The organism is Kushneria pakistanensis (assembly GCF_014652795.1).
Taxonomy (GTDB): Bacteria; Pseudomonadota; Gammaproteobacteria; order Pseudomonadales; family Halomonadaceae; genus Kushneria; species Kushneria pakistanensis.
On sequence record NZ_BMZM01000001.1, the window covers coordinates 979,705 to 1,002,483 of the forward strand.

Sequence of the window (22,779 nt, forward strand, 5' to 3'; positions counted from 1 at the left end):
GTGAGTCATGGGTAAAACTTAATCGGGTTTTGACTGTCTACCATACCGTGACGATGCGTCACGACGGGTTTGAGGGTGTCAGGGTATGAATCAGAAAGTACGGGAATCCCTTTCGGCATTGATGGATGGAGAGTGCAGCGAGTTCGAAACTCGACGTGTACTCAAATCGCTGTCTGAAGATGCTTCCGAAGAGGCCGATACCTGGCGTCGCTATCACCTTATGCGCAGCATCATGCAGCGTGAAAGTGCCATCGATACCTCGGTCGATCTGTCTGCTTCCATCCGGGCGCGCCTTGAGCAGGAACACATGCAAGAGGCTGCCGTGGATCAGGAGACGCATCGGCGTACGGTCCCGTTCTCCTTCATGGGCAGTGCGGCCATTGCCGCTGCCGTTAGCCTGATGGTCATGACCGGGGTGCAGGTGTACCGCGCCAATACCGGGCTTGAGAGCGTACCCGGCAATGGCGGTACCAGTCTGGCGTCGCGTGATGCTGCCATTGATGGCAGGGGCACGATGGTCGGCGGTGAGGGTGCCATGGCGTCTCTGGCAGCCTTTCGCGGGACCGGTGGCGAAGAGGGTGGCAATGTCATGCCCATTGGCGCTCAGACCTCATGGTTCATGGCGCCGGGCGAAGAAGATGCCGCGCGCAATGATCGCCAGCAGGCCGAGGTGCTTCAAAACTATCTGAATCGACATGTGGAACAGGCAGGCTATCGCAGCAATGTCTGGATGGCGAACATGCAGGGGCTGGCACCTGCCAGCGGCGAGTAGGGCGGACCTTTCATCAATGCGACAGTGGTTTTGTGCTTCTCTGATGGGAGCCATACTGGTTTCTCCCTTGCTTGCGTCACAGGCCGATGCCGGTGAACCTCACACCGAAGGTCGGACGCAGATTTCCTGCAGTCAGCTGGATCAGGAGGTGGGCGACGAAGGCGAGCAGTGGTTTCGGCGCAGCCTGATGGCCGAGCGCTGTCACGCCTTTCAGGTGGTGGCCTTGCGACTGGGCATGGGCTCGCTTCGGACTTTTCTGTTCGAGCATCGTATTGATGATGGGCAGGAGCAGGAAAATATTCAGTTTCTGGATGGCCCTGCCGAAACCGTTGAACACAAGGGCCATTCTCCGGGACTCTGGTGGACCGGACAATCTGAAGGCGCTCCTCATCTGGCGTCCATCGATGACACCGTCGAGCAGCTCCAAAAACACTACGACTTCAGCCTGATAGCCCGTGATATTGTCGCCGGTCGCAAGGCCGTCGTGCTTGATATTACGCCTCGCGATACGCAGCGCTACCCGCATCGTTTATGGCTGGATGTTGCCAGTGGTCTACCGCTTCGTCAGCAGCTGTTGAATGCCCAGGGATATGCCGTTGATACCGTGCAGATTGTACGTATCGACTCGCTTGTGCGCTCCAGCGACACCCTTTATCTCCAGGAGAGTGAAGGTGATGTAACGCCCGAGACGGCCTGGCAGCCGGACTGGCTACCGCAGGGGTTTTATCGTCAACCGGCAGCGCTTGATGTCACCCTCAATGGTGCAAGGCTTCAGCGTGAAATCTATAGTGACGGTCTTGCGACCATGAGCATTTTTGCAGGTCCGGTCAGCGATGAAAATGCACTGCGGGAAGGCGTCCATCAACTGGGTAACTTTCGCGCTGCAGCCCGCCGTGTGCCACATGATAACCAGACATGGCAGGTGATTGCCGTAGGCGCTCTGCCGGCTGAAGTGCTCACGCACGTTGTCTCTCGAGTGCGTTTGCAGGGCGATACCCAGACAGGGCAATAGCGGTCAGACAAAAACGGGTTGCGATATCTCATTGATGTTGTACTGAAAGCAGCCCTGAAAAGCGTTTGCCCTTTACTGTGGTCAAGGGAAGCAAATCCCCCGTTCCGAGAACTTAATTGGTTCTTAATAGTCTATAAGCGCGACAGGAGGAGCGTTCGGCTCCTGTCCTGATCACCGCATCTGCTACCGCCATAGTCATAAGAGTATCCGGAGTCCAAAGATGGCCGATCTCTCTTTTACCAACGCTCCCGCCGTTCGAAAGCATGCCTGCCGCTGGCAGCTCATGGCACTGTTCATGCTGTTGATAACGGCCCTGATGGCCCTGTCGCTGCCGGCCAGCGCCGTTGAGCAACGCAATGGTTTGCCCGATTTTACTGCACTGGTTAAAAGCGCCGCCCCTGCTGTTGTCAATATTTCGACGACACGCGAAGCCGCCGCCCGTTCCGGCATGAGAATGCCCAATCAGCAGCTGCCGGATATTTTTCGTCACTTTTTTGGCGATCAGTTGCCGCCCGGGTTCGGTGGTATGCCTGAGCAGCCGGGTAGCCGAACGCTGAGCTCACTGGGGTCGGGTTTTATCATCAGCAGTGATGGCTATATCCTCACCAATGCGCATGTGATCGACGGTGCCGATACCGTGACGGTACGACTCAATGATCGCCGCGAACTGACAGCAGATGTGATCGGTCAGGATCAAAAAACCGATATCGCACTGATCAAGGTGGATGCAGGCAACCTTCCCACGCTCAATATGGGCGATTCCGATAGCCTTGAAACCGGTGAGTGGGTAGCGGCCATTGGCTCGCCCTTCGGGTTTGATCATTCGGTAACTGCCGGGATTGTCAGCGCCATTAACCGTACGCTACCCACCGATAGTTATGTGCCTTTCATTCAGACTGATGTTGCCATCAACCCCGGTAATTCGGGTGGGCCGCTGTTCAATCTTGATGGCGAGGTCGTCGGCATCAATTCGCAGATATTTACCCGTAGCGGCGGTTTCATGGGCGTGTCCTTTGCCATTCCGATCAATGTCGCCATGGATATCGCCGATCAGCTCAAGGATAACGGACGCGTGGATCGCGGCTGGCTGGGCGTTGTCATTCAGCCTGTTTCCGAAGATCTGGCCGACTCCTTTGGTCTGGATCGCGCTCGTGGTGCGCTGATTGCCGAGGTCGCACCGGATAGTCCCGCTGAAAAATCAGGTCTTCGCTCCGGTGACATTATTCTCAGGGCCGGGGACAGTGATATCGATACTTCCGATGCACTTCCGCGTTTGATTGGCCGCGTCTCACCCGATGAGAGTATCAACCTGCGCGTGCAGCGTGACGGCCGTGAGCAGAGCATCAAGGTGAAAGTGGGTCAGTGGCCTGATAGTGAAAGCAGCACCAGCGATATGCCCCAGAGTGGCAACGATCGTATTGGTCTGGCGGTGTCTGGATTGAGTCCCGAACAGCGCCAGCAGCTGGGCATCGAGGCCGGCGTACTGGTGCAGCAGGTGGCACCGGACAGCGCTGCGGCACGTGCCGGACTGCAGCCGGGCGATGTGGTCGTTGAACTTGCCGGGCAATCGGTGGATTCGGTCAGCACGCTGCGCAAGCTGGTCGGTCAGCTTGATGACAAAAAGGTAGTGCCCATGCGCATCAATCGTGATGGCACCACACTTTTTGTGCCGCTGCGGATCACGCCGCGTTGATCAATGCAACGATACCGGGGGCCCATTATGGGCCCCTTTGTCGGTCGCCTTACTGTATTGCCTTCAGGGTTTCCCATCAGTGCCTTGCCTATCCCCGGGTCCGTCGACACGCTACAATGCGCCCATTTTCGGCCATGGTCATCAGGCGTCTTTTTCAAGAGCAGTGATGACGCATGGCGCTTCAAACAGGTGATCACCTCGAATGACGAATGACGCAGGCAACGGGACGCTGAAACATATCCGTAACTTCTCGATCATTGCCCATATTGATCACGGGAAGTCCACGCTGGCGGATCGTATCATCCAGATCTGCGGCGGGCTGACCGAGCGCGAGCTCAAGGAGCAGGTGCTCGATTCCATGGATCTTGAGCGTGAGCGGGGTATCACGATCAAGGCGCAGTCGGTCACGCTGGATTACAAGGCCGATGATGGGACGGTCTATCAGCTCAACTTCATCGATACCCCCGGGCATGTCGACTTTTCCTATGAAGTATCACGCTCGCTGTATGCCTGTGAAGGTGCACTGCTGGTCGTCGATGCCGGTCAGGGGGTAGAGGCGCAGTCGGTCGCCAACTGCTACACCGCCATCGAGCAGGGTCTTGAAGTCCTTCCCGTCCTCAACAAGATGGACCTGCCTCAGGCGGATCCCGAAAAGGTCATCCACGAAATCGAGGAGATCATCGGGATTGAAGCCGGCAACGCTTCTCGGGTCTCGGCCAAGACCGGTATCGGCATGGAAGGGCTGCTTGAGCAGCTGGTGAGCTTTATCCCGCCGCCCAAGGGAGATGTCACCAGGCCCGTTCAGGCGCTGATCATTGATTCCTGGTTCGATAACTATCAGGGTGTTGTATCGCTGGTTCGTCTTTTTGACGGTACGCTCAAAAAGGGTGACAAGATCCTGATGAAGTCCACCGGGCGCGAGTGGGACATCAACGATATCGGCATATTTACGCCGCGTCAGACCAGTACCGGGCAGCTGCGTGCCGGTGAGGTGGGTTATATCGTTGCCGGTATCAAGGATATTCATGGCGCGCCGGTAGGCGACACCATTACCCATGCCAAAACGCCTCAGGTGGAACGCCTTCCGGGCTTTCAGAAGGTCAAGCCGCAGGTCTATGCCGGCATGTTCCCGATCAGCTCCGATGACTACGAGGACTTTCGTGATGCGCTCGAGAAGCTGGCGCTCAACGATGCTTCGCTCGATTACATTCCCGAAAATTCCGATGCGCTTGGTTTTGGCTTTCGTGTGGGCTTTCTGGGTACGCTGCACATGGAAATCGTGCAGGAGCGTCTGGAGCGTGAATACGATCTCGATCTGCTGACGACAGCGCCGACCGTTATCTATGAGCTTGCCATGGATAATGGCGAGCTTGTGTACGTCTCCAATCCCTCCAAGCTGCCTGACATGTCTTCGGTCAGCGAGATTCGCGAGCCCATCGTACGCGCCAATATTCTGGTGCCGCAGGAATATGTCGGCAACGTCATTAACGAATGTGTAGTGCGTCGTGGTGTCCAGCTGGACATGCAGGTGCTGGGTAGCCAGATGCAGCTGGTCTATGAACTGCCGATGAGTGACGTGGTGATGGATTTCTTTGATCGATTGAAATCCGTTTCGAAAGGGTATGCTTCACTGGATTACAGCTTTGAGCGCTTTGAAGCAGCAAAACTTGCACGTCTTGATGTCTTGATCAACGGCGAGCGCGTTGATGCTCTGGCCACCATCGTGCATCGCGATCAATCACATCATCGTGGCCGTGCGCTGGTCGACAAGATGCAGGAGATGATCCCGCGTCAGATGTTTGATGTCGCCATACAGGCTGCCCTTGGGGGACATGTCGTGGCGCGTTCAACGGTCAAGGCGCTGCGCAAGAACGTGACCGCCAAGTGCTACGGCGGCGACGTCTCGCGCAAGCGCAAGCTGCTGGACAAGCAAAAGCAGGGTAAAAAGCGCATGAAGCAGGTCGGCAAGGTGGAAATTCCGCAGGATGCCTTCCTGGCCGTGCTGAAAGTCAATGATTGAGCGTAGCGCAGGCTACGCTCCCGTGAGTCGGGAAAGCATGTAATGGATTTTTCACTTCTGCTGGTGATAGCCGTCCTGGTGACCGGGGCGATCTGGCTGCTGGATATTGTTGTGCTGCGTCGTCGACGCGCAGCCACCACGACAGGTGGCAGCCGCCCGCCGGGAGAGGTGACTCACGACACGACCGTGCCGGGCGAGCGAAAGGAGCCCTGGTATGTGGATTATTCCAGGGCGTTTTTCCCGGTGCTGCTGGTCGTGCTGGTGTTGCGCTCGTTTATTATCGAGCCGTTTCAGATTCCGTCGCGCTCCATGGAGCCGACCCTGGATGTGGGGGACTTCATTGCGGTCAGCAAGTTCTCCTACGGCCTGCGCCTGCCCGTGATCAATACCAAAATTCTGGACACGGGCGAGCCGGAACGCGGCGATATCATGGTGTTTCGCTTTCCTGGTGACACTTCAGTCAATTACATCAAGCGCGTGATTGGTGTGCCGGGTGATCGCATTCGTTATCAGGACAAGCAGCTCTATATCAATGGGCAGCCCATCCAGAAGGATCTGCTGGATGACAGCAGCGGCGAAAACGACACCCAGGCACTTTATAAAGAGCATCTCAGAGGTGTGGAGCATCATATCTTCAACAATCTTGATGCGCCGGGCCCGCAAATGAGTGAAGTGACCGTCCCCCCGGGTCACTACTTCATGATGGGCGACAACCGTGACGATTCCAACGACAGCCGCTACTGGGGCTTTGTGCCGGAAGAGAACATTGTCGGCCGCGCCTTTGGTGTCTGGATGCACTGGGACAGCGGTCTGCCGGACTTCACAAAGGCAAGACTGCTGCACTGATGGTTTCCCTGAAGTCATTCATTCTTTTCTGACAGAATGCACCGTTGGAAAATCCCATCTAACAGAAGCTGTCCCTGGACAGCTTCTGTTATCATTTATGCCTGTTTCATTGAATAAAGCGAATATCTCGTGAGCAGTTCCCTGAATATCCTCAGCGATCGTCTCGGCTATCGTTTTGACGATAAGGCCCGTCTTGAGCTTGCCCTGACACATCGCAGCTTTGGCGGCGCCAATAATGAACGACTCGAATTTCTGGGCGATTCCATCGTCAATTTCGTCGTGGGCGAGGCGTTGTACTCGCGCTTTCCTCAGGCACGTGAAGGACAGCTTTCCCGGCTCAGGGCGCGGCTGGTCAAGGGAGAAACGCTGGCCGAGCTGGCCCGTGAATTCGAGCTTGGTCAATTCCTGCGTCTTGGGTCAGGAGAGATGAAAAGTGGCGGGCACCGGCGTGATTCCATTCTGGCCGATGCCGTGGAAGCCATCATCGGCGCGATCTATCTTGATAGTGACATGACCGTTGTCAGACGCTGCGTGCTGGCCTGGTATGATACCCGCCTTCAGGCACTCAACCTTGAGGATACGCAGAAAGATCCCAAGACACGCCTGCAGGAGTTTCTCCAGTCCCGTCAGATTCCGCTGCCGCGCTATGAGGTTCTCAACATCGAAGGGGAAGCTCACGCCCAGCAATTTACGGTCAGCTGCCATGTGGACGTTCTCAAGGCGCCGACCACCGGCACTGGTGCCAGCCGCCGTTACGCCGAGCAGCAGGCAGCCGAGCAGGCGCTGATACTGATCGAGTCGGCTCGCCGATGATGCTTTCCCTGCTTTTTGCATTACCCCCTGCCACACCGGACACACGTTAACGTGGAGCATTTCATGAACGATATCACCACGGACGACACTCCCGAATCCGGTGCGCCCACGCGCTGTGGATTTGTGGCCATTGTCGGCCGCCCCAACGTGGGCAAATCAACCCTGATGAATCGCATTCTGGGCCAGAAGATTTCCATTACCTCCCGGCGGCCGCAGACGACCCGCCATCAGGTCATGGGCGTCAAGACCGAAGCGGATACACAGACCATTTATGTGGATACACCCGGTATTCACATCATGCAGAAAGACCGCAATCGGGCCATCAACGCTTTCATGAACCAGGCCGCTACTCAGGCCCTGCGTGACATCGATTGCGTGGTCTTCATCGTGGATCGCACGAAATGGACCAACGAAGACGATGTGGTACTCGAGAAGCTTTCCCACGTGCAGGCGCCGGTGATCGTGGCCGTCAACAAGGTGGACTGGATCGAGGATCGCGCCAAACTCATGGCATGGCTTGGCGAGCTTGAAAAGCGCCGCAACTTTGCCGCCATCGTGCCGATCTCGGCGCGTCATGGCACCAACGTTGAGGCACTTGAAGCCGAAGTGGCCAAACATTTGCCGCAGAACGTGCATTTCTTCCCCGAAGATCAGATCACCGATCGCAGCCAGCGCTTTCTGGCCGCCGAGCTGGTGCGTGAAAAGGTCATGCGCCAGCTCGGTGATGAACTGCCCTATCAGATGACGGTAGAGGTCGAGCAGTTTCGCGATGAAGGTCACATCATCCACATTCATGCCCTGATGCTGGTGGAGCGGGAAGGTCAGAAAAAGATCCTGATCGGTGAAGGCGGTGAGCGCATCAAGAAGATTGGCCAGGAGGCGCGCCTTGAGATGGAGCGTGCCTTTGACAGCAAGGTCATGCTCAAGCTTTGGGTCAAGGTCAAGCGTGGCTGGTCCGACGATGCGCGTGCGCTGAAAAGCCTTGGTTACGATCTGGACTGATCATGGAACTGCAGCCGGCGTATCTGCTGCACCGCCAGGCCTGGCGTGAAACCAGTGCGCTGGCGGATATCCTGACGCTACATGATGGGCGTATTCGGGCCGTGGCACGTGGTGTCATGCGCCCGGGCAGCCGTACGCGGCATCGTCTTCAGCCCTTTACGCCACTGCATCTGACCTGGCAGGGCGAGGGTGAGCTGAAAACGCTGAGGATCATCGAGTCACAGGGGCCGGGCGCCATGCTGGCAGGTGAGGGTCTTATCTGCGGTCTTTATGCCAATGAGCTGATGACACGACTATTGCCGCTGTCGCTGCCTGTTGACACCCTGTTTGCCTTTTACGCCGCACTGCTTGAAGCCTTGCCCTTTCCGGAGCGGCGTGGCGGCGCGCTCAGGCGTTTTGAGATTACCCTTCTCGAAGCGCTCGACAGTGAACCTGTCTTTCTTAACGAGCAGGACAAACCGCTTGATCCTGAAGGGCGCTATCTTTACGACCCTTCCCTGAAACGTTTTCGCCCGGCACCAGCGGATGGCCCGGCCTTTGAAGCGCGCGCGCTGGGCTGGCTTGCTCGCGGGAACTGGGATTCGCCGGGCCTTGCCGGTACTGCGCGGGTCCTGACGCGTCAGGCGCTGGCGCCGCTTTTGGGAAGTCGTGAGCTGCGATCGCGTGAACTGATGAATGAGCTGATGCGCCGTCGCCGAACCGGTGTGCGCTGAAGGAGAAAAACATGTCGGATCAAGTTGCCAATGCCCTGCCACCACGCATTTTGCTGGGCGTGAATGTCGACCATATTGCCACACTGAGACAGGCACGCGGCACACGCTTTCCTGACCCGGTCCAGGCGGCTCTTGTCAGTGAAGAGGCCGGCGCTGACGGCATTACCATGCATCTGCGTGAGGATCGTCGTCATATTCAGGACCGCGATATCGAGCTCGCCATGCAGATGCTCAATACACGCCTGAACCTGGAAATGGCTGTCGTTGAGGAAATGATCACGCTGGCCGAGCGTTTAAAGCCCGCCAATGTCTGCCTGGTGCCGGAAAAGCGCGAGGAACTGACCACCGAGGGCGGGCTTGATGTGGTCGGCGGCGCTGAGCGCATCCGGGAAGCCTGCCAGCGGCTCACGGCAGCCGGCTGTGAGGTCTCGCTGTTTATCGATCCCGAGCCGGATCAGATACAGGCGGCATTTGATGCAGGCGCCCCGGTCATCGAACTGCACACCGGTACCTGGATAGAGGCGTCGCGTCATGAGGCTGACGTCGAGCTTGCCCGGATTGCCGCTGCCGCAGAGATGGCCCATGCCCTTGGCATGACCGTCAATGCCGGTCACGGGCTGCACTACCACAATGTGGAAGACATCGCGGCGATGCCCTGGTTTCACGAACTCAACATTGGTCATGCGATTATTTCGCGTGCGGCATTGACCGGGCTTGGCGAGGCCGTGCGTGAGATGAAGCGTCTGATGGTACAGGCGCGCGCCTTCAGCACGTTCGAGCGCCAGGACTGAAGAAAAAGCGCTGATCGGGCCGCGCTATAATAGGCTCTTTTTTGGCATCCCGTTTATTGTGGAGCGCTGCATGGATTATCCCACCATCGAATCCACCATCGGGCATACCCCGCTGGTGCGTCTCAAGCGACTACAGGTTGGCAGCAACACGCTGCTGGCCAAGCTTGAAGGTAACAACCCCGCCGGTTCGGTCAAGGATCGCCCAGCACTGTCGATGCTCACACACGCTGAAATGCGCGGCGAGATCGCACCCGGCGACACCCTGATCGAAGCCACTTCCGGTAATACCGGTATTGCCCTTGCCATGGCGGCGGCCATTCGCGGCTATCAGATGATTCTGATCATGCCCGAAAGCGCCAGCAGTGAGCGCAAGCAGGCCATGGCCGCCTATGGCGCCAGACTGATCGAAGTCACGAAAGAGCAGGGGATGGAAGGCGCTCGGGATCTGGCCGACGACATGATTGCGCGCGGCGAGGGCAAGCCGCTCAATCAGTTTGCCAACCATGACAATCCACTGGCGCACTTTGAAACCACCGGCCCCGAGCTCTGGGAACAGACCGGCGGCAACATTACCCATTTCGTCAGCTCGATGGGCACAACCGGCACCATCATGGGCGTATCGCGTTATCTGAAATCGAAAAACGAATCGATCCAGATTGTGGGACTTCAGCCCGAGGATGGCGCCAGCATTGCCGGTATCCGGCGCTGGCCGGAAGCCTACCGACCCAGCATCTTTGAGCAGTCGCGTGTCGACCGGATCCTCGATATTGGTCAGCAGGAAGCCGAGGAGCACATGCGGCGCCTCGCCCGTGAAGAGGGTATCCTGGCCGGAATCTCCTCCGGCGGGGCACTTGCCGGTGCACTTCGTATCGCCCGTGAGGTCGATAACGCCGTGATTGCCTTTATCGTTTGTGACCGTGGAGACCGCTATCTCTCCACCGGTCTTTACGCCCCGGAGCAGCACTGATCATGGCCATGTTGGGACAGCGTCGTCAAAAGCGACCCGCGACGCGCAAGCGTCTGGAGTCACCGGGCGCAAAACGCGACGATGCAGGAAGTGTCGTCATCGAACGCCTGGCGCATGACGGACGCGGCGTGGCACATGATCGTGACGGCAAGATACTCTTCATCGAGCAGGCGTTGCCCGGTGAAGACATCGAAGTGGCCATACATACCCAGCACGGTCGCTATGATGAAGGGCATGTGCGTCGGATTCTCAAGGCCTCCGAAGAGCGTGTGACGCCCGGCTGCGCGCATTTTGGTCGGTGCGGCGGCTGCGATCTACAGCACCTCGCCATCGAAGGCCAGCGCCGGTACAAGCAACAGGTACTGCGTGAGCATCTGGCACGCCATGACATCGAGTTGCCCGAACCTGCCTTGCTGGCAGATGAGGCATGGGGCTATCGCCGTCGCGCACGACTGGGCGTTCGTGTGGGTAGCGATAACCGCATCCACATGGGCTATCGGGTGCGGGGTCAGGATCGACTGTTCAATATTGAGCAGTGTCCCATCCTCGAGCCACGTCTTGAAACATTGCTGCAGCCAATGCGCACACTGATCGAATCGCTGGAGGCGCCGCGTCGCCTGGGGCATATCGAGCTGGTAGCGGGCGATGACGTCGTCATGATCACCCTGCGTCAGCTTCGCCGTGTGCCCGGTGATCTGGCGCGCTGGCAGCAGTTTTCCCGTGAGCATGATCTGCTGCTGAGTGTGCTTTGCGGTGAAGGTGAGCAACCAGTACTGGAGCGTCTGGACGACAGACCTGACACCTGGCCGCACTATCGAGCGCTGGCGGATGATCAGGGCACTGCCATCAGCGTGCGCAGCAGTGATTTTCTCCAGGCCAACGCCAAGGTCAATTATCAGCTGGTCGCCAGCGTACTGGCGTGGGCCGAAGTCCGTGATGCCATGCCTGTAGTGGATCTTTTTGCCGGCGTGGGCAACTTTTCCCTCACGCTTGCTGCAGCTGGCGCCCGGGTAACCGCCTACGAAGGTCGGGAGTCAATGGTGCAGCGTCTGCGCAATAATGCAGAAGCAGCGGGGCTTTCGGAACATATTGATGCCCGCTGTACGGATCTATCCAGTGCGCCGGCCGACCTTGAGAATGCAGCACTCGTAGTGCTTGATCCGCCACGTGCCGGGGCGCAGGGCATTTGTCAGGCGCTGGCGCAGCGCGGGCCTTCACGGGTGCTGTATGTCTCCTGCGAGCCGGCCACACTGGCACGCGATGTACGGTTGCTGGTGGACGGTGGTTATCGTCTGGTCAGGGCGCTGGTGGCCGACATGTTCCCGCAGACGGCGCATCTGGAATCGCTGGTGCTGCTTGAGCGTCAGCCTACATAAGACATGACGGGAAGCGCGTGACATGGTCAAGGTTCGCGAAGATCAGCCGCTCGATGCCGATGGACAGGTCGATATCACGACCTGGATTGCACACCTGCAGGGGGAAGTCCCGCTAAAGGACCCGGCCGAGCTTGAGCGTGCCTGCCGGTTCGCCGCGAAAATCAATCAGGAGGCTGCCAGTCAGCAGCCTGCCTGGCGCGATATCTATTCCGCTTTTCGCATCGGTCTGGAAATGGCCGATATCCTCAGCGAGCTCAAGCTTGATCAGCAGGCCATCACTGCCGCCGTGCTGTATCGCAGCGTGCGCGAAGGGTTGATCCGCCTGGAAATCGTCGAGAAGGAATTTGGCTCGGAAGTCGCCAGTCTGATCGATGGCGTACTGCGCATGGCTGCCATCTCCCAGCTTCAGGCGCCGGATCAGGCCATGACCCAGCACAATCAGCAGGAAAATCTGCGCAAGATGCTGGTGGCCATGGTGGATGACGTGCGCGTGGCCCTGATCAAGATTGCCGAGCGTACCTGCATGCTGCGCCAGGTCAGGGACGGTTCCCGCGAGCGTGCCCTGCGTGTAGCGCGCGAAGTCTTTGATATTTATGCACCGCTGGCGCATCGACTGGGCATTGGTCAGATCAAGTGGGAACTCGAAGACCTGTCCTTTCGTTATCTGCACGAAAACGATTACAAGACCATCGCCAAACAGCTGGCGGAAAAGCGACTGGATCGAAATCGCTACATTCACGACGTCGTGGATACGCTCAAGCGCCTGCTCGAGGCGCAAAACATCACGCGTTACGATCTCTCCGGACGCGCCAAGCATATCTATTCGATCTGGCGCAAGATGAAGCGCAAGCACATCGACTTTTCCCAGGTCTACGATGTGCGGGCGGTGCGGGTGCTGGTGCCTGAAGTGACCGATTGCTATACCGTACTGGGTATCGTGCACTCGCTCTGGCATCACGTGCCCAACGAGTTTGATGACTATATTGCCAACCCCAAGAAAAATGGCTATCAGTCGCTGCATACGGCCGTGTTCGGCCCTGAAGGCAAGGTACTGGAAATCCAGATTCGCACCTTTGCCATGCATGAGGACGCCGAGCTGGGGGTATGCGCGCACTGGCGCTACAAGGGCACCGATGTTGACTCCAAAAGCCGCAGCTATGAGCAAAAGATCGCCTGGTTGCGTCAGGTGCTGGAGTGGCAGGAAGAGGTTGGCGAGCTTACCGATATTACCGAGGGGCTCAACTCCGATATTGCCCCCGATCGCATCTATGTCTTTACCCCAGAAGGGCATGTGATTGACCTGCCGCGGGTCGCCACACCGATTGATTTTGCCTACCGCGTGCACACGGAAGTCGGCCATCACTGCCGTGGGGCGAAGGTGGACGGGCGAATCGTGCCGCTGACCTATCGATTGAAGACCGGTCAGCAGGTCGAAATCCTTAACGCTACCCAGGGCGGGCCGAGTCGCGACTGGCTCAACCCGTCGCTGGGCTACGTTCGTACCTCCCGTGCCCGTGCCAAGATTCAGTCATGGTTCAAGCAGCAGGCGCGCGAACAGAATGAGGAAGACGGCCGCGTTCTGCTGGAACGCGAATTTCGCCGACTGGACCTTGAACGCCTGGATCGTCTGCGCCTGGCGCAGGCGGTCAATTACACCAGCCCGGAAGACATGTATGCCGCCATCGGCGCAGGTGATCTGCGCGTCGGGCAGGTGCTTTCCCAGGCGCAGCATCTCTTTGGCGAAACCGAGGATGTTGACGAGCTTGACCGCCTGCTGGCGCGCCCGCGCCGCCAGGGCGCTCGTGAAAGCACCGATACCATTACCGTACTGGGAGTCGGCAATCTCAAGACCCAGATGGCCAACTGCTGTCATCCGGTACCCGGTGATGACATCGCAGGTTTTATCACCCAGGGACGGGGCGTCACGGTGCACCGTCAGGATTGCCCCAATATCCTGCAGCTTCGAAGCGAGGAGCCGGCCCGTATCGTGCAGGTGGAGTGGGGGCAGCAGCAGCCCATCCAGTATCCGGTGGATATCGAGATCAAGGCCTGGGATCGTTCCAACCTGCTGCGCGATGTGACCGGCATCCTGTCCAATGAAAAGGTCAACGTGCTTGGGGTCAATACGATGACCAATCGTGATGATCACATGGCCACGCTTAAAATCACGCTGGAGGTCTCGGGGCTGGATGTGCTCTCGCGCGTGGTCAATCGTATCGGACAGTTGACCAATGTGACCGATATTCGTCGGCTGCGTCAGGGCGGCGGTGGCATACGAGCGTCTTCATAGATGGATAATTTTCGGGGATAAGGTTATTTCGATGGAAGAGCCACAGCGCTACACGCTGGATGATCTGCTGACGCTGATGCAGGTCCTGCGCGATCCACAGCAAGGCTGTCCATGGGATGTCGCACAGCGCTGGGAAAGCATCGTGCCGCATACGCTTGAAGAGGCACACGAGGTGGCCGATGCCATCGAACGTCGTGCGTTTGATGAGCTGCCCGGCGAGCTGGGAGATCTGCTGTTTCAGATTGTCTACTACGCGCAGTTCGGCAACGAAGAAGGCCGGTTCGATTTTTACGATATCGTCCACGTGCTGACAGCCAAGATGATTGCGCGCCATCCGCATGTGTTTCCCGACGGGCATCTTGCCTCGCGTCGACAGGGCGTGGCGGCAGCCGATGTGAATACCTCGGCGGTCGGGCAGCGCTGGGAGAGCCGCAAGGCCGACGAGCGTCAGGCGCGCGCGGCCACGTCGCTGCTGGATGATATTCCACTGGCCCTGCCGGCACTGTCGCGCGCCAGAAAGCTCTCCGGTCGCGCCTCTCGGGCAGGCTTTGACTGGCCGGACCATCGCGGCGCCCTGGAGAAGATTCGCGAGGAACTGGCCGAGCTTGAGGTTGAAATCGAGGCCGGGCACCAGGAGAACATGGGTGCCGAGCTGGGGGATCTTCTTTTTGCTGTCGTCAATCTGGCCCGCCATCTGAATATTGATCCGGAGCAGGCGCTGCGCGGTACCGGGCAGCGTTTTGAAAGCCGGTTTCGTCATGTCGAGAAGGCCGTTCAGGCCAGTGGGCAACCTATCGATAATACCGATCTCGACACCCTGGAGCGCCACTGGCAGGACGCCAAGCGTATCGAGCGTGAGCAGCCCTGATCAGGGTAAAGTCATTATCGACTTTGGTCGCAAGTCGTTTATGTAGTGTTGTTGTTGTTCCCCGAGCGCGTCAGGCTCTTGCTTCCTGTCATGTGCCTCGCGGAGTCATTCATGCAACACGCTTCCTCTTCTGTCCCTGAAGGTGGCTCTTCAGGGGCTATCCCTGATCACGATAATGCGCTGGAAGACAACGTGCTTCATGCCTCCCTGCGTGAGCATGTGCGCCTGCTGGGCGATAGTCTGGGACATACCATTGCCGATGATCTGGGCACCGAGTTTGTGGATCAGATTGAAAAAATCCGCGCACTGGCCAAGCAGGGGCGCAAGGATGCCAGCGCCCGCGCCGAACTGATCGATTACCTTCGTACCCTGCCGGAATCGCGCATGCTGCCGGTCACGCGTGCCTTCAATCAGTTTCTGAATCTGGCCAACCTTGCCGAGCAGCACTATCGCGGTCGTTTTCGCCGTGTCGAGGACTACCGTCCCGGTACCCAGCCGCGTCTGGATGACCTGCTTGAGCGCCTGAGCCAGGCCGGGCACGACGGTGAGACATTGATCGAGCGTATTGCCTCCATGCGGATCGAACTTGTCATGACCGCTCATCCTACCGAGGTGGTCCGGCGTACCCTGATTCGCAAATATGACGCTATCAACAACTGTCTGGGCGAGCTCAGCGGCAGTGAAGAGTACCCCGAGCGAATGGAGCAGCTGCAGGGCCGTCTGAACGAGCTGGTCAGTCAGGCCTGGCATACCAGCGAGATACGCGCCGAGCGGCCGACGCCGGTAGATGAGGCACGCTGGGGGCTGGCGGTCATCGAGCAGTCGCTGTGGCAGGCCGTGCCGACCTTTTATCGCGAGCTGGATCAACTGCTGCTGGCGCGCGTCGGTCGTCGCCTGCCGCTGGAAGCTGCGCCCATTCGGTTTGCCTCCTGGATGGGCGGTGATCGCGACGGTAATCCGAATGTAACCTCGGCAGTCACCCGGGAAGTGCTGCTGCTTGAACGCCATCGTGCCGCTGAAAGCTTTCGACGGGATGTCGAGCAGTTAAGGCTTGAGCTGTCGATGTGGAAGGCCACACCGGAGCTGATCGAGCTGGCCGGCGGCCCCTGTCCAGAGCCCTACCGCAAGGTGCTCAGCGATCTTGAGCAGCGCCTGGCGGCGACCCGCGACAAGGCGCAGATGATCTGGGAAGGGCATGGCTGGAGCGGTGAGCGGCCCACGGTCGACACCCGTGAGGCGCTGCAGGCCCCGCTGGAAGCCTGCTACCACTCGCTGATGGCCTGTGGTCTGGACATGATTGCCAATGGGGCGCTACTGGACACCCTGCGTCGGGTCGCCTGCTTTGGCACCACCATGACCCGCCTGGATATCCGTCAGGAGTCCACGCGTCATACGCAGGTATTCGAGGAGCTCACCCGGTATCTGGGAGTAGGCAACTACGCCGAGTGGGATGAGTCGGCTCGCCGCGAATTTCTGTTGCGTGAATTGAACTCGCCCCGGCCATTGATCCCCGCGCAGTGGCCCTGCTCGGATGACGTTCGCGAGGTACTCGACACCTTTGGGGTTATTGGTTCGGAGTACAGCGAGGCGCTGGGTTCCTATGTGATTTCCATGGCAGGTCAGGCCAGTGATGTACTGGCCGTGGCGCTGCTCATGAAGGCCGTCGGCGGCCGGGTCAGCCTGCCCATCTCGCCGCTGTTTGAAACACTTGACGATCTCGACCGTGCCGGCCACGTGATCAATGACCTGCTGAGCATGTCGGAATATCGCGCGCTGATCGATGCTCGTCAGGAAGTGATGATCGGCTATTCGGATTCGGCCAAGGATGCCGGCCAGCTGGCGGCGGCCTGGGCGCAGTATCGGGCTCAGGAGCGGCTGGTCGAGGTCTGTCATGGCCATGGCGTGACGCTCACGCTCTTCCACGGCCGTGGGGGCACGGTAGGGCGCGGGGGCGGCCCGGCGCATGCGGCCATTCTCTCCCAGCCACCGGGTTCCGTGCAGGGGAGCCTGCGGGTGACCGAGCAGGGCGAGATGATTCGTTTCAAGTTCGGCCAGCCGCGTATTGCCGTACGCTCCATGGAGATTTATCTCAGTGCGGTGCTTGAAGCAACGCTTCTGCCGCCAATCACGCCGAAGCAGGCCTGGCGCGAGGAGATGGATCATCTGGCCTCACGGGCGCATCAGGTGTACTCGGGCATTGTGCGGGAGGATCCGGCCTTTGTGCCCTATTTCCGCGCCGTGACACCGGAAACGGCGCTGGCGGGACTGCCTCTGGGATCAAGGCCTGCCAAACGCCGTGCCACGGGCGGTGTTGAAACGCTCAGGGCCATTCCGTGGATATTTGCCTGGACACAAACGCGTCTGATGTTGCCGGCATGGCTGGGCAGCGACGCCGCCTTTGCCGAGCGTAGCGAAAGCGAGCAGGGTATGGCGCGGCTGCGCGAAATGATGAACGAATGGCCCTTCTTTGGCACCTTCCTGGACATGCTGGAAATGCTGCTGGCCAAGGCCGATGCCGACATCAATGCCTATTACGAGGAGCGCCTGATCGAGGATGAGGCGTCTCGGGCACTGGGTACCTCGCTAAGAGAGCGTCTGCAGGGGCTTGAAAAGACGCTTTTGCACATCCGAGAGCAGGAGCATCTGCTGGAACATGCGCCCATGATTCGCCAGGCAGTGGATATCCGAAATCCCTATATCGATCCGCTGCACGGCCTGCAGGCAGAGCTTTTGTATCGAAGCCGGGAACATGGCGGGGATATCTCTGCAGATCTGCAGCGCGCCCTGATGGTCACCATGGCCGGTATTTCGGCAGGGCTTCGCAACACAGGTTAAATGTGCTGGAAAGGTCAATGACACCAATGATCAATAAAGAATTGTGTCGTTGGCCTTGAAAAGCCCGTGTTGCCACCTAATGTCTTATAGGACGCATACGGGGTGTGGATGTCATTTCCCGTATCATCAACTTTCATGACGATTGCAGGCAGTGCGTGCAATCGTTGGTTTAAACCCGCTCAGCGAGCGAACAAGGAGTTTGCCCATGGCTTACAAGCTTCCCGAACTGCCCTATGCATTTGATGCACTCGAACCCCATATCGATGCGCAGACGATGGAAATCCACCATGGCAAGCATCACAACACCTATGTGACCAACGCAAACGCTGCGCTGGAAAAGATTCCTGAAGACCTGGCTGGTCTTGAAGCGCCCGAGCTGCTCAAGCAGCTGGACCGCGTTCCTGAAGAGCAGCGCACCGCGCTTCGCAACAATGCCGGCGGTCATGCCAACCATTCACTGTTCTGGGAAATTCTCACGCCCAACGCGCGTGGTCTGAAAGAATTCCCCACGCTGATGAATGACATCGAAAAGACCTTTGGCAGCGTTGAAGCCTTTGCCGAGAAGTTTGAAACCGCCGCCAAGGGCCGCTTCGGTTCCGGCTGGGCATGGCTGGTGGTCAAAAATGGCAAGCTGGAAATCGTCTCCACTGCCAATCAGGACAGCCCGCTGGCGTCCTCGACCTATGGCGGCCACGATGCCACGCCGATCCTGGGTGTCGATGTGTGGGAGCACGCCTACTACCTGAACTACCAGAACCGTCGTCCTGACTATCTCAAGGCGTTCTGGAACGTTGTGAACTGGGCAGAAGTCGAGAAGCGCTACAACGCTGCCAAATAAGCACGTCGTGCGCTGACAGCTCGCTTCGTCGGCCACCCGCATCAGCCAATGCTGATGCGGGTTTTTTATTGCCTGCCTTATGGCTTCGTGCTGCGACTTTTTGAAGGACGTCGTTTGGGACTCGTGCGGGCGGTGGTACGCTGCGTACTTTTACTGCGTCGTGTCGTGGTCTTTTTGCGGCTGGCGGAGGCAGCATCGGGTTGCTCACCGCCGGCCTGCTGCATGGCCTGATGCAGACGCCCGGCATCGACGGCGCTGACCAGCGTTTTCAGCTCGCCTGCCATGTCACCGAGAAAGGATTCCAGAGAATCGGTGCCTTCCCGCACCCGCGAGAGTCGCTGCTCCCAGAGCGCCGTTCGTTCAGGGCCGGAAAGGCTTTCGGGCAGGGCATCAATCAACCCCCGTCCACGCCGGGTCGCGCGGATAGTGCCTGACTGTCGATAGACATATTCCCGCGTCAACAGCGTTTCTATCATGCTGGCCCGCGTGGCTTCTGTCCCCAGCCCATCCGTTTCCCTGAGCGTTGCCCGTACGGCGTCATCGGTCACGTAGCGCGCCACATGCGTCATGGCATTGATCAGGCTGGCATCGGTAAAGGGTTCGGGCGGGCGTGTCTGGCGCGTTTGCATCTCGCACTGCATAACACGGGCGTCATCGCCCTGGGTCATTGCCGGTAAAATGGCATCTTCATCGGGGGTATTGAAAAGCGCCCGCCAGCCCACCTGAAGGATTTCACGGCCTTTTGTCATGAAGCTTTCCTTGAGAGCTTCAAATGTGACGCGGGTATCACGATATTCAAACAGAGGATAAAACTGCGCCAGCACGTTGCGTACCACCAGCGTATAGACGTTTTTCTCCTCCAGGCTCAGTGTTTGAAAGCGCGGTGTCTGCCCGGTGGGGGCAATGGCATGATGAGCGCCGATCTGCTTGTCGTTGAACGCGCGTGACACGCGCGTGGTATCGACGCCGGCATGCCATTGCCCGAGCGTATCATCGCCCTGACAGGCATGGCGCAACGTGGCCTCGATGCCCTTGAGATAGTCGCGCGGCAGGTAACGGCAGTCCGAGCGCGGGTAGGTGATCAAGCGGTGTCTTTCATACAGGCGCTGGGCACAATCCAGCACCGACTGCGCCGACATCTTATAGCGTCGGGCGGCGTCGATCTGAAGCGTTGAAAGCGAGTAGGGCAGCGGCGCACTCTGTCGCTGATGCTTTTGTTCAACGCTTTCGATCACGGCTGGCTGTCCGGGCAGCTTTGCGGCCAGCGCGCTGGCGGGGGCAGGGTCCAGCAGGCGACCCTGATCGTCCAGCCGATGTTGGTCGCCTGGTTGCCACCAGGCGCGAACGGTGCCATTGCGCGTGGCAAAATCAGCCCATAGTGGATAAAAATCGACCGGCTGGAAGTCCTCGATGGTTCTATCGCGACGCACGATCAGCCCCAGCAGCGGCGTCTGTACCCGCCCGATGGAAAGCACACCCTTGATACCGGCCTGCTGGCCGGTCACGGTCCACGCCCGGGTCAGGTTGATGCCATACAGCCAGTCGGCTCTTGAGCGGGTCAGGGCCGCCTGATAAAGCGGCTGAAAGCGCGCGTTGTCCTCAATCGACTGCCAGGCCCGCTTCACGGCGGGTGTATTCATGTCGCTGATGAGCAGGCGTTTGACAGGCCCCTTCCAGCCCAGGTGCTCGATGGTTTCCTGTACCAGCAGCTGGCCCTCACGGTCAGGGTCACCGGCATGGATGACACTGTCAGCAGACTTGATCAGGCGGCGCAGGATGGCCAGCTGACCGCGTGCCTTCGGGCGAGGGATCAACTTCCACTGCGAGGGAATGATGGGCAGGTCATCCAGCCGCCAGCGCTTGAGGCGTTCGTCATAGGCTTCAGGAGCGGCTTGTTCGAGCAGGTGGCCAAAACACCAGCTGACCGTAATGTCGGGGCTGCTCAATGCCCCTTCCGTCTGGCTGAAACGCCCTGGCAGTGCTGCGGCAATGGCGCGGCCCAGCGACGGTTTCTCGGCAATAATCAGTTGCATATGTTAGTTCATGGCCCTCTTGGCCTTGATCAGTGCCCTGTACCAGCGCCTTGGGGCCGTGCCAATACCTGCCGGACGCTGGCTGAGCAGGCTGATGTTGCGATGGGCGGTCTGGTCAATATTGGACAGGATGTTCATTGTTGAGGGGCGAGCACCGTACTGGCGAATTAGAAAGTCGATCGCTTCGGGTTCCAGCGCTACCCGGTAGTGGCGCACCAGTGCGATGGCCAGTGATTCTGCACTGCGTGACAGATCATCATTGATCTCATTGACCATGGCTGCACCCAGTGCCGCCTTGGCCGCAGCAGACAGGTCCGGTTCCAGATGCCCGAAGTAGGCTGCATTGGTGGCGTTAATGGCACGCTGAACTTCCGGGCGCGACAGATGAATATGCGGCTCAAGGGCGAGCGCGATTTCGATGGCCAGATGCTTGGCCATTTCAATATCGCCGCTGGCGGAAGTGTCGTTGCCGGTATGGTCATGCTGACGCGAGCGTTCACGGTCAGCGCGCGTGTCGTTGAGATAGCGCGCCAGATGGCGACAGACGCGAGCCTTTTCGCCATCGGTCAGCGCAATATGATTTTCATGGATGCGAAGTCCGCGCTTGCCCGGGCCAACCTGCAGGTGGGTGGCCTTGTCGTTCATCTGATCGGTAATGGCCTCCCAGCGCTGGGAATGACGGATAAGCGTGGCGTGGCTGCGCGCGATCTGACCATAGTTTTCCTGCACGCTTCGAAAAAGCTTCAGGGCATTGGTCAGAATATCGGCGCGCTCTCGCAGCTCCGGGCGCAGGTCACTGCGTCCATGCTGTACGCCGCTGGCGAGGTGTTCGATCTGTTCAGACAGCGCGTCCATGGCCTGACGACAGCGGGCCGTCAGGGTCTCGGCGCGAAGACCTGCCGCGGCATCCTCGACCAGGGTACCCGACTGCTCGGCAAGATAGACGGTCAACGCCTTGAGGCGTGAAAGTCCCGTGGCCTGCTGGATGCGGTAGCGCGAGCGTGTCTGTTCAAGCGCGTCGAGTGCTCGCGCCAGGTCCCAGCGACCGCGGTACTCAAACGTCAGCATGGGAATACGACGGCCGCAGAGCAACTCAAAGGCCAGAATGATCATCTCCTCGACGTCCTGCAGCGTCATGAGCAGGGCATTGTCCTGCTCGATGGCGGCCAGTACGCGCTCGATGAAGTTCTCATCCCGCGGGACCCCCTGGTGCAGATCGGGTGCCTGTCCTGCAAACCTGTCCCGCAGCAGGGAAATGGCTTCCGGTGCTACATCGGCAAGCTCATTGAGCCGCGGGTCGATATGATCACGATAAAGGGCCACCAGATCGCGGATGCGTGACTGCATGCCGATGCGCCGATAGACATCGATTTGTGAGATGCGTCGGGCACTTTCCTCATCATCAAGTAGCTCAAGGGCGGCAAGTTCTACCCCTTCAGGTGATAGATCGTGCTTGCGCAGCAGCATCGCAGCTGCCTCGCGCCGGCGAGCATCTCCTTCAAGGCTTTCAACGATCAGGTTACGAGTGATCAGCACCAGTTCGGGCAGGGTGTCGAGTACCTGCGACACGCGTGCAGCGGCGCGTTCATGCTTGCGCCCTCGGGTCAGATGATGCGCGAAATTGGCAATGATACCGGCAAGACCGGTAATCAGGGCATAGCTGATGAAGAAGACATAGTTCTCCATCGACGGCCCGCGGCCGTAGCCGAGCAGATAGCCAACCCAGGCGCCCAGCAGGGTCACCGGGCCGCTGACCCACAGAATCTGCATGGCGCTGTTGGTCCAGGGGACCTTGTCCATCGCCTGAGTAATCTGGCGAATGCGGTCGCGGCCTTCGCGCTCAAGACGAACGCGGGGCTCATCGGGATTCGGGCGTCGGTTGAACAGTGAGCGGGGTGAGAACAAGCAGG

The 22,779-nt window shown here is 58.9% G+C and carries 17 protein-coding genes; 15 read left to right on the plus strand and 2 right to left on the minus strand.

What is annotated here, in order from left to right; translation table 11 throughout:
• Positions 1-85 precede the first annotated feature (85 nt).
• The 15 genes from IE123_RS04415 (at position 86) to IE123_RS04485 (ending at position 18,836) form a co-directional block, all read left to right on the plus strand.
• The gene (locus IE123_RS04415; protein WP_189515421.1) at positions 86-772 is read left to right on the plus strand and encodes a sigma-E factor negative regulatory protein; all 687 of its coding nucleotides are present in this window, start codon (positions 86-88) and stop codon (positions 770-772) included.
• Positions 773-839: 67 nt separating this feature from the next.
• Positions 840-1,784, plus strand: coding sequence for a MucB/RseB C-terminal domain-containing protein (locus IE123_RS04420; RefSeq protein WP_189515422.1), 945 nt, complete (start codon positions 840-842; stop codon positions 1,782-1,784).
• A 283-nt stretch (positions 1,785-2,067) separates the two neighbouring features.
• Positions 2,068-3,477 (plus strand): DegQ family serine endoprotease, encoded by a 1,410-nt coding sequence (locus IE123_RS04425; RefSeq protein WP_189515924.1) that lies wholly within the window; start codon positions 2,068-2,070, stop codon positions 3,475-3,477.
• 202 nt (positions 3,478-3,679) lie between these two features.
• A complete protein-coding gene (lepA, locus tag IE123_RS04430; protein ID WP_189515423.1) occupies positions 3,680-5,497 on the plus strand; it encodes a translation elongation factor 4 in 1,818 nt (605 codons plus the stop codon).
• 42 nt (positions 5,498-5,539) lie between these two features.
• Entirely contained in the window at positions 5,540-6,343 is an 804-nt protein-coding gene (gene lepB, locus IE123_RS04435; RefSeq protein WP_189515424.1) for a signal peptidase I, read from the plus strand.
• Between the two features lie 129 nt (positions 6,344-6,472).
• Complete coding sequence (rnc, locus tag IE123_RS04440; RefSeq protein WP_189515425.1) at positions 6,473-7,156, plus strand: ribonuclease III; 684 nt, start codon at positions 6,473-6,475, stop codon at positions 7,154-7,156.
• A 63-nt stretch (positions 7,157-7,219) separates the two neighbouring features.
• Complete coding sequence (gene era / locus IE123_RS04445) at positions 7,220-8,158, plus strand: GTPase Era (protein WP_189515427.1); 939 nt, start codon at positions 7,220-7,222, stop codon at positions 8,156-8,158.
• Positions 8,159-8,160: 2 nt separating this feature from the next.
• A complete protein-coding gene (recO, locus tag IE123_RS04450) occupies positions 8,161-8,871 on the plus strand; it encodes a DNA repair protein RecO (protein WP_189515429.1) in 711 nt (236 codons plus the stop codon).
• Positions 8,872-8,882: 11 nt separating this feature from the next.
• Positions 8,883-9,662, plus strand: a complete 780-nt coding sequence (pdxJ, locus tag IE123_RS04455; protein ID WP_189515431.1) for a pyridoxine 5'-phosphate synthase — start codon at positions 8,883-8,885, stop codon at positions 9,660-9,662.
• Between the two features lie 70 nt (positions 9,663-9,732).
• A complete protein-coding gene (gene cysM / locus IE123_RS04460; protein WP_189515433.1) occupies positions 9,733-10,629 on the plus strand; it encodes a cysteine synthase CysM in 897 nt (298 codons plus the stop codon).
• 2 nt (positions 10,630-10,631) lie between these two features.
• Positions 10,632-12,005, plus strand: a complete 1,374-nt coding sequence (locus tag IE123_RS04465) for a TRAM domain-containing protein (protein WP_189515435.1) — start codon at positions 10,632-10,634, stop codon at positions 12,003-12,005.
• Between the two features lie 22 nt (positions 12,006-12,027).
• Entirely contained in the window at positions 12,028-14,295 is a 2,268-nt protein-coding gene (relA, locus tag IE123_RS04470; RefSeq protein ID WP_189515438.1) for a GTP diphosphokinase, read from the plus strand.
• 31 nt (positions 14,296-14,326) lie between these two features.
• Entirely contained in the window at positions 14,327-15,163 is an 837-nt protein-coding gene (gene mazG, locus IE123_RS04475) for a nucleoside triphosphate pyrophosphohydrolase (protein ID WP_189515440.1), read from the plus strand.
• A 111-nt stretch (positions 15,164-15,274) separates the two neighbouring features.
• Positions 15,275-17,998 (plus strand): phosphoenolpyruvate carboxylase, encoded by a 2,724-nt coding sequence (ppc, locus tag IE123_RS04480; RefSeq protein WP_189515442.1) that lies wholly within the window; start codon positions 15,275-15,277, stop codon positions 17,996-17,998.
• A gap of 205 nt (positions 17,999-18,203) precedes the next feature.
• A complete protein-coding gene (locus IE123_RS04485; RefSeq protein ID WP_189515444.1) occupies positions 18,204-18,836 on the plus strand; it encodes a superoxide dismutase in 633 nt (210 codons plus the stop codon).
• Between the two features lie 77 nt (positions 18,837-18,913).
• On the opposite strand, the gene IE123_RS04490 is transcribed toward IE123_RS04485, so the two are convergent.
• Both IE123_RS04490 and IE123_RS04495 read right to left on the minus strand, forming a co-directional pair.
• Complete coding sequence (locus IE123_RS04490; RefSeq protein ID WP_189515446.1) at positions 18,914-20,869, minus strand: DNA topoisomerase III; 1,956 nt, start codon at positions 20,867-20,869, stop codon at positions 18,914-18,916.
• A 3-nt stretch (positions 20,870-20,872) separates the two neighbouring features.
• Positions 20,873-22,774 (minus strand): hypothetical protein, encoded by a 1,902-nt coding sequence (locus IE123_RS04495; RefSeq protein WP_229819587.1) that lies wholly within the window; start codon positions 22,772-22,774, stop codon positions 20,873-20,875.
• Positions 22,775-22,779 lie beyond the last annotated feature (5 nt).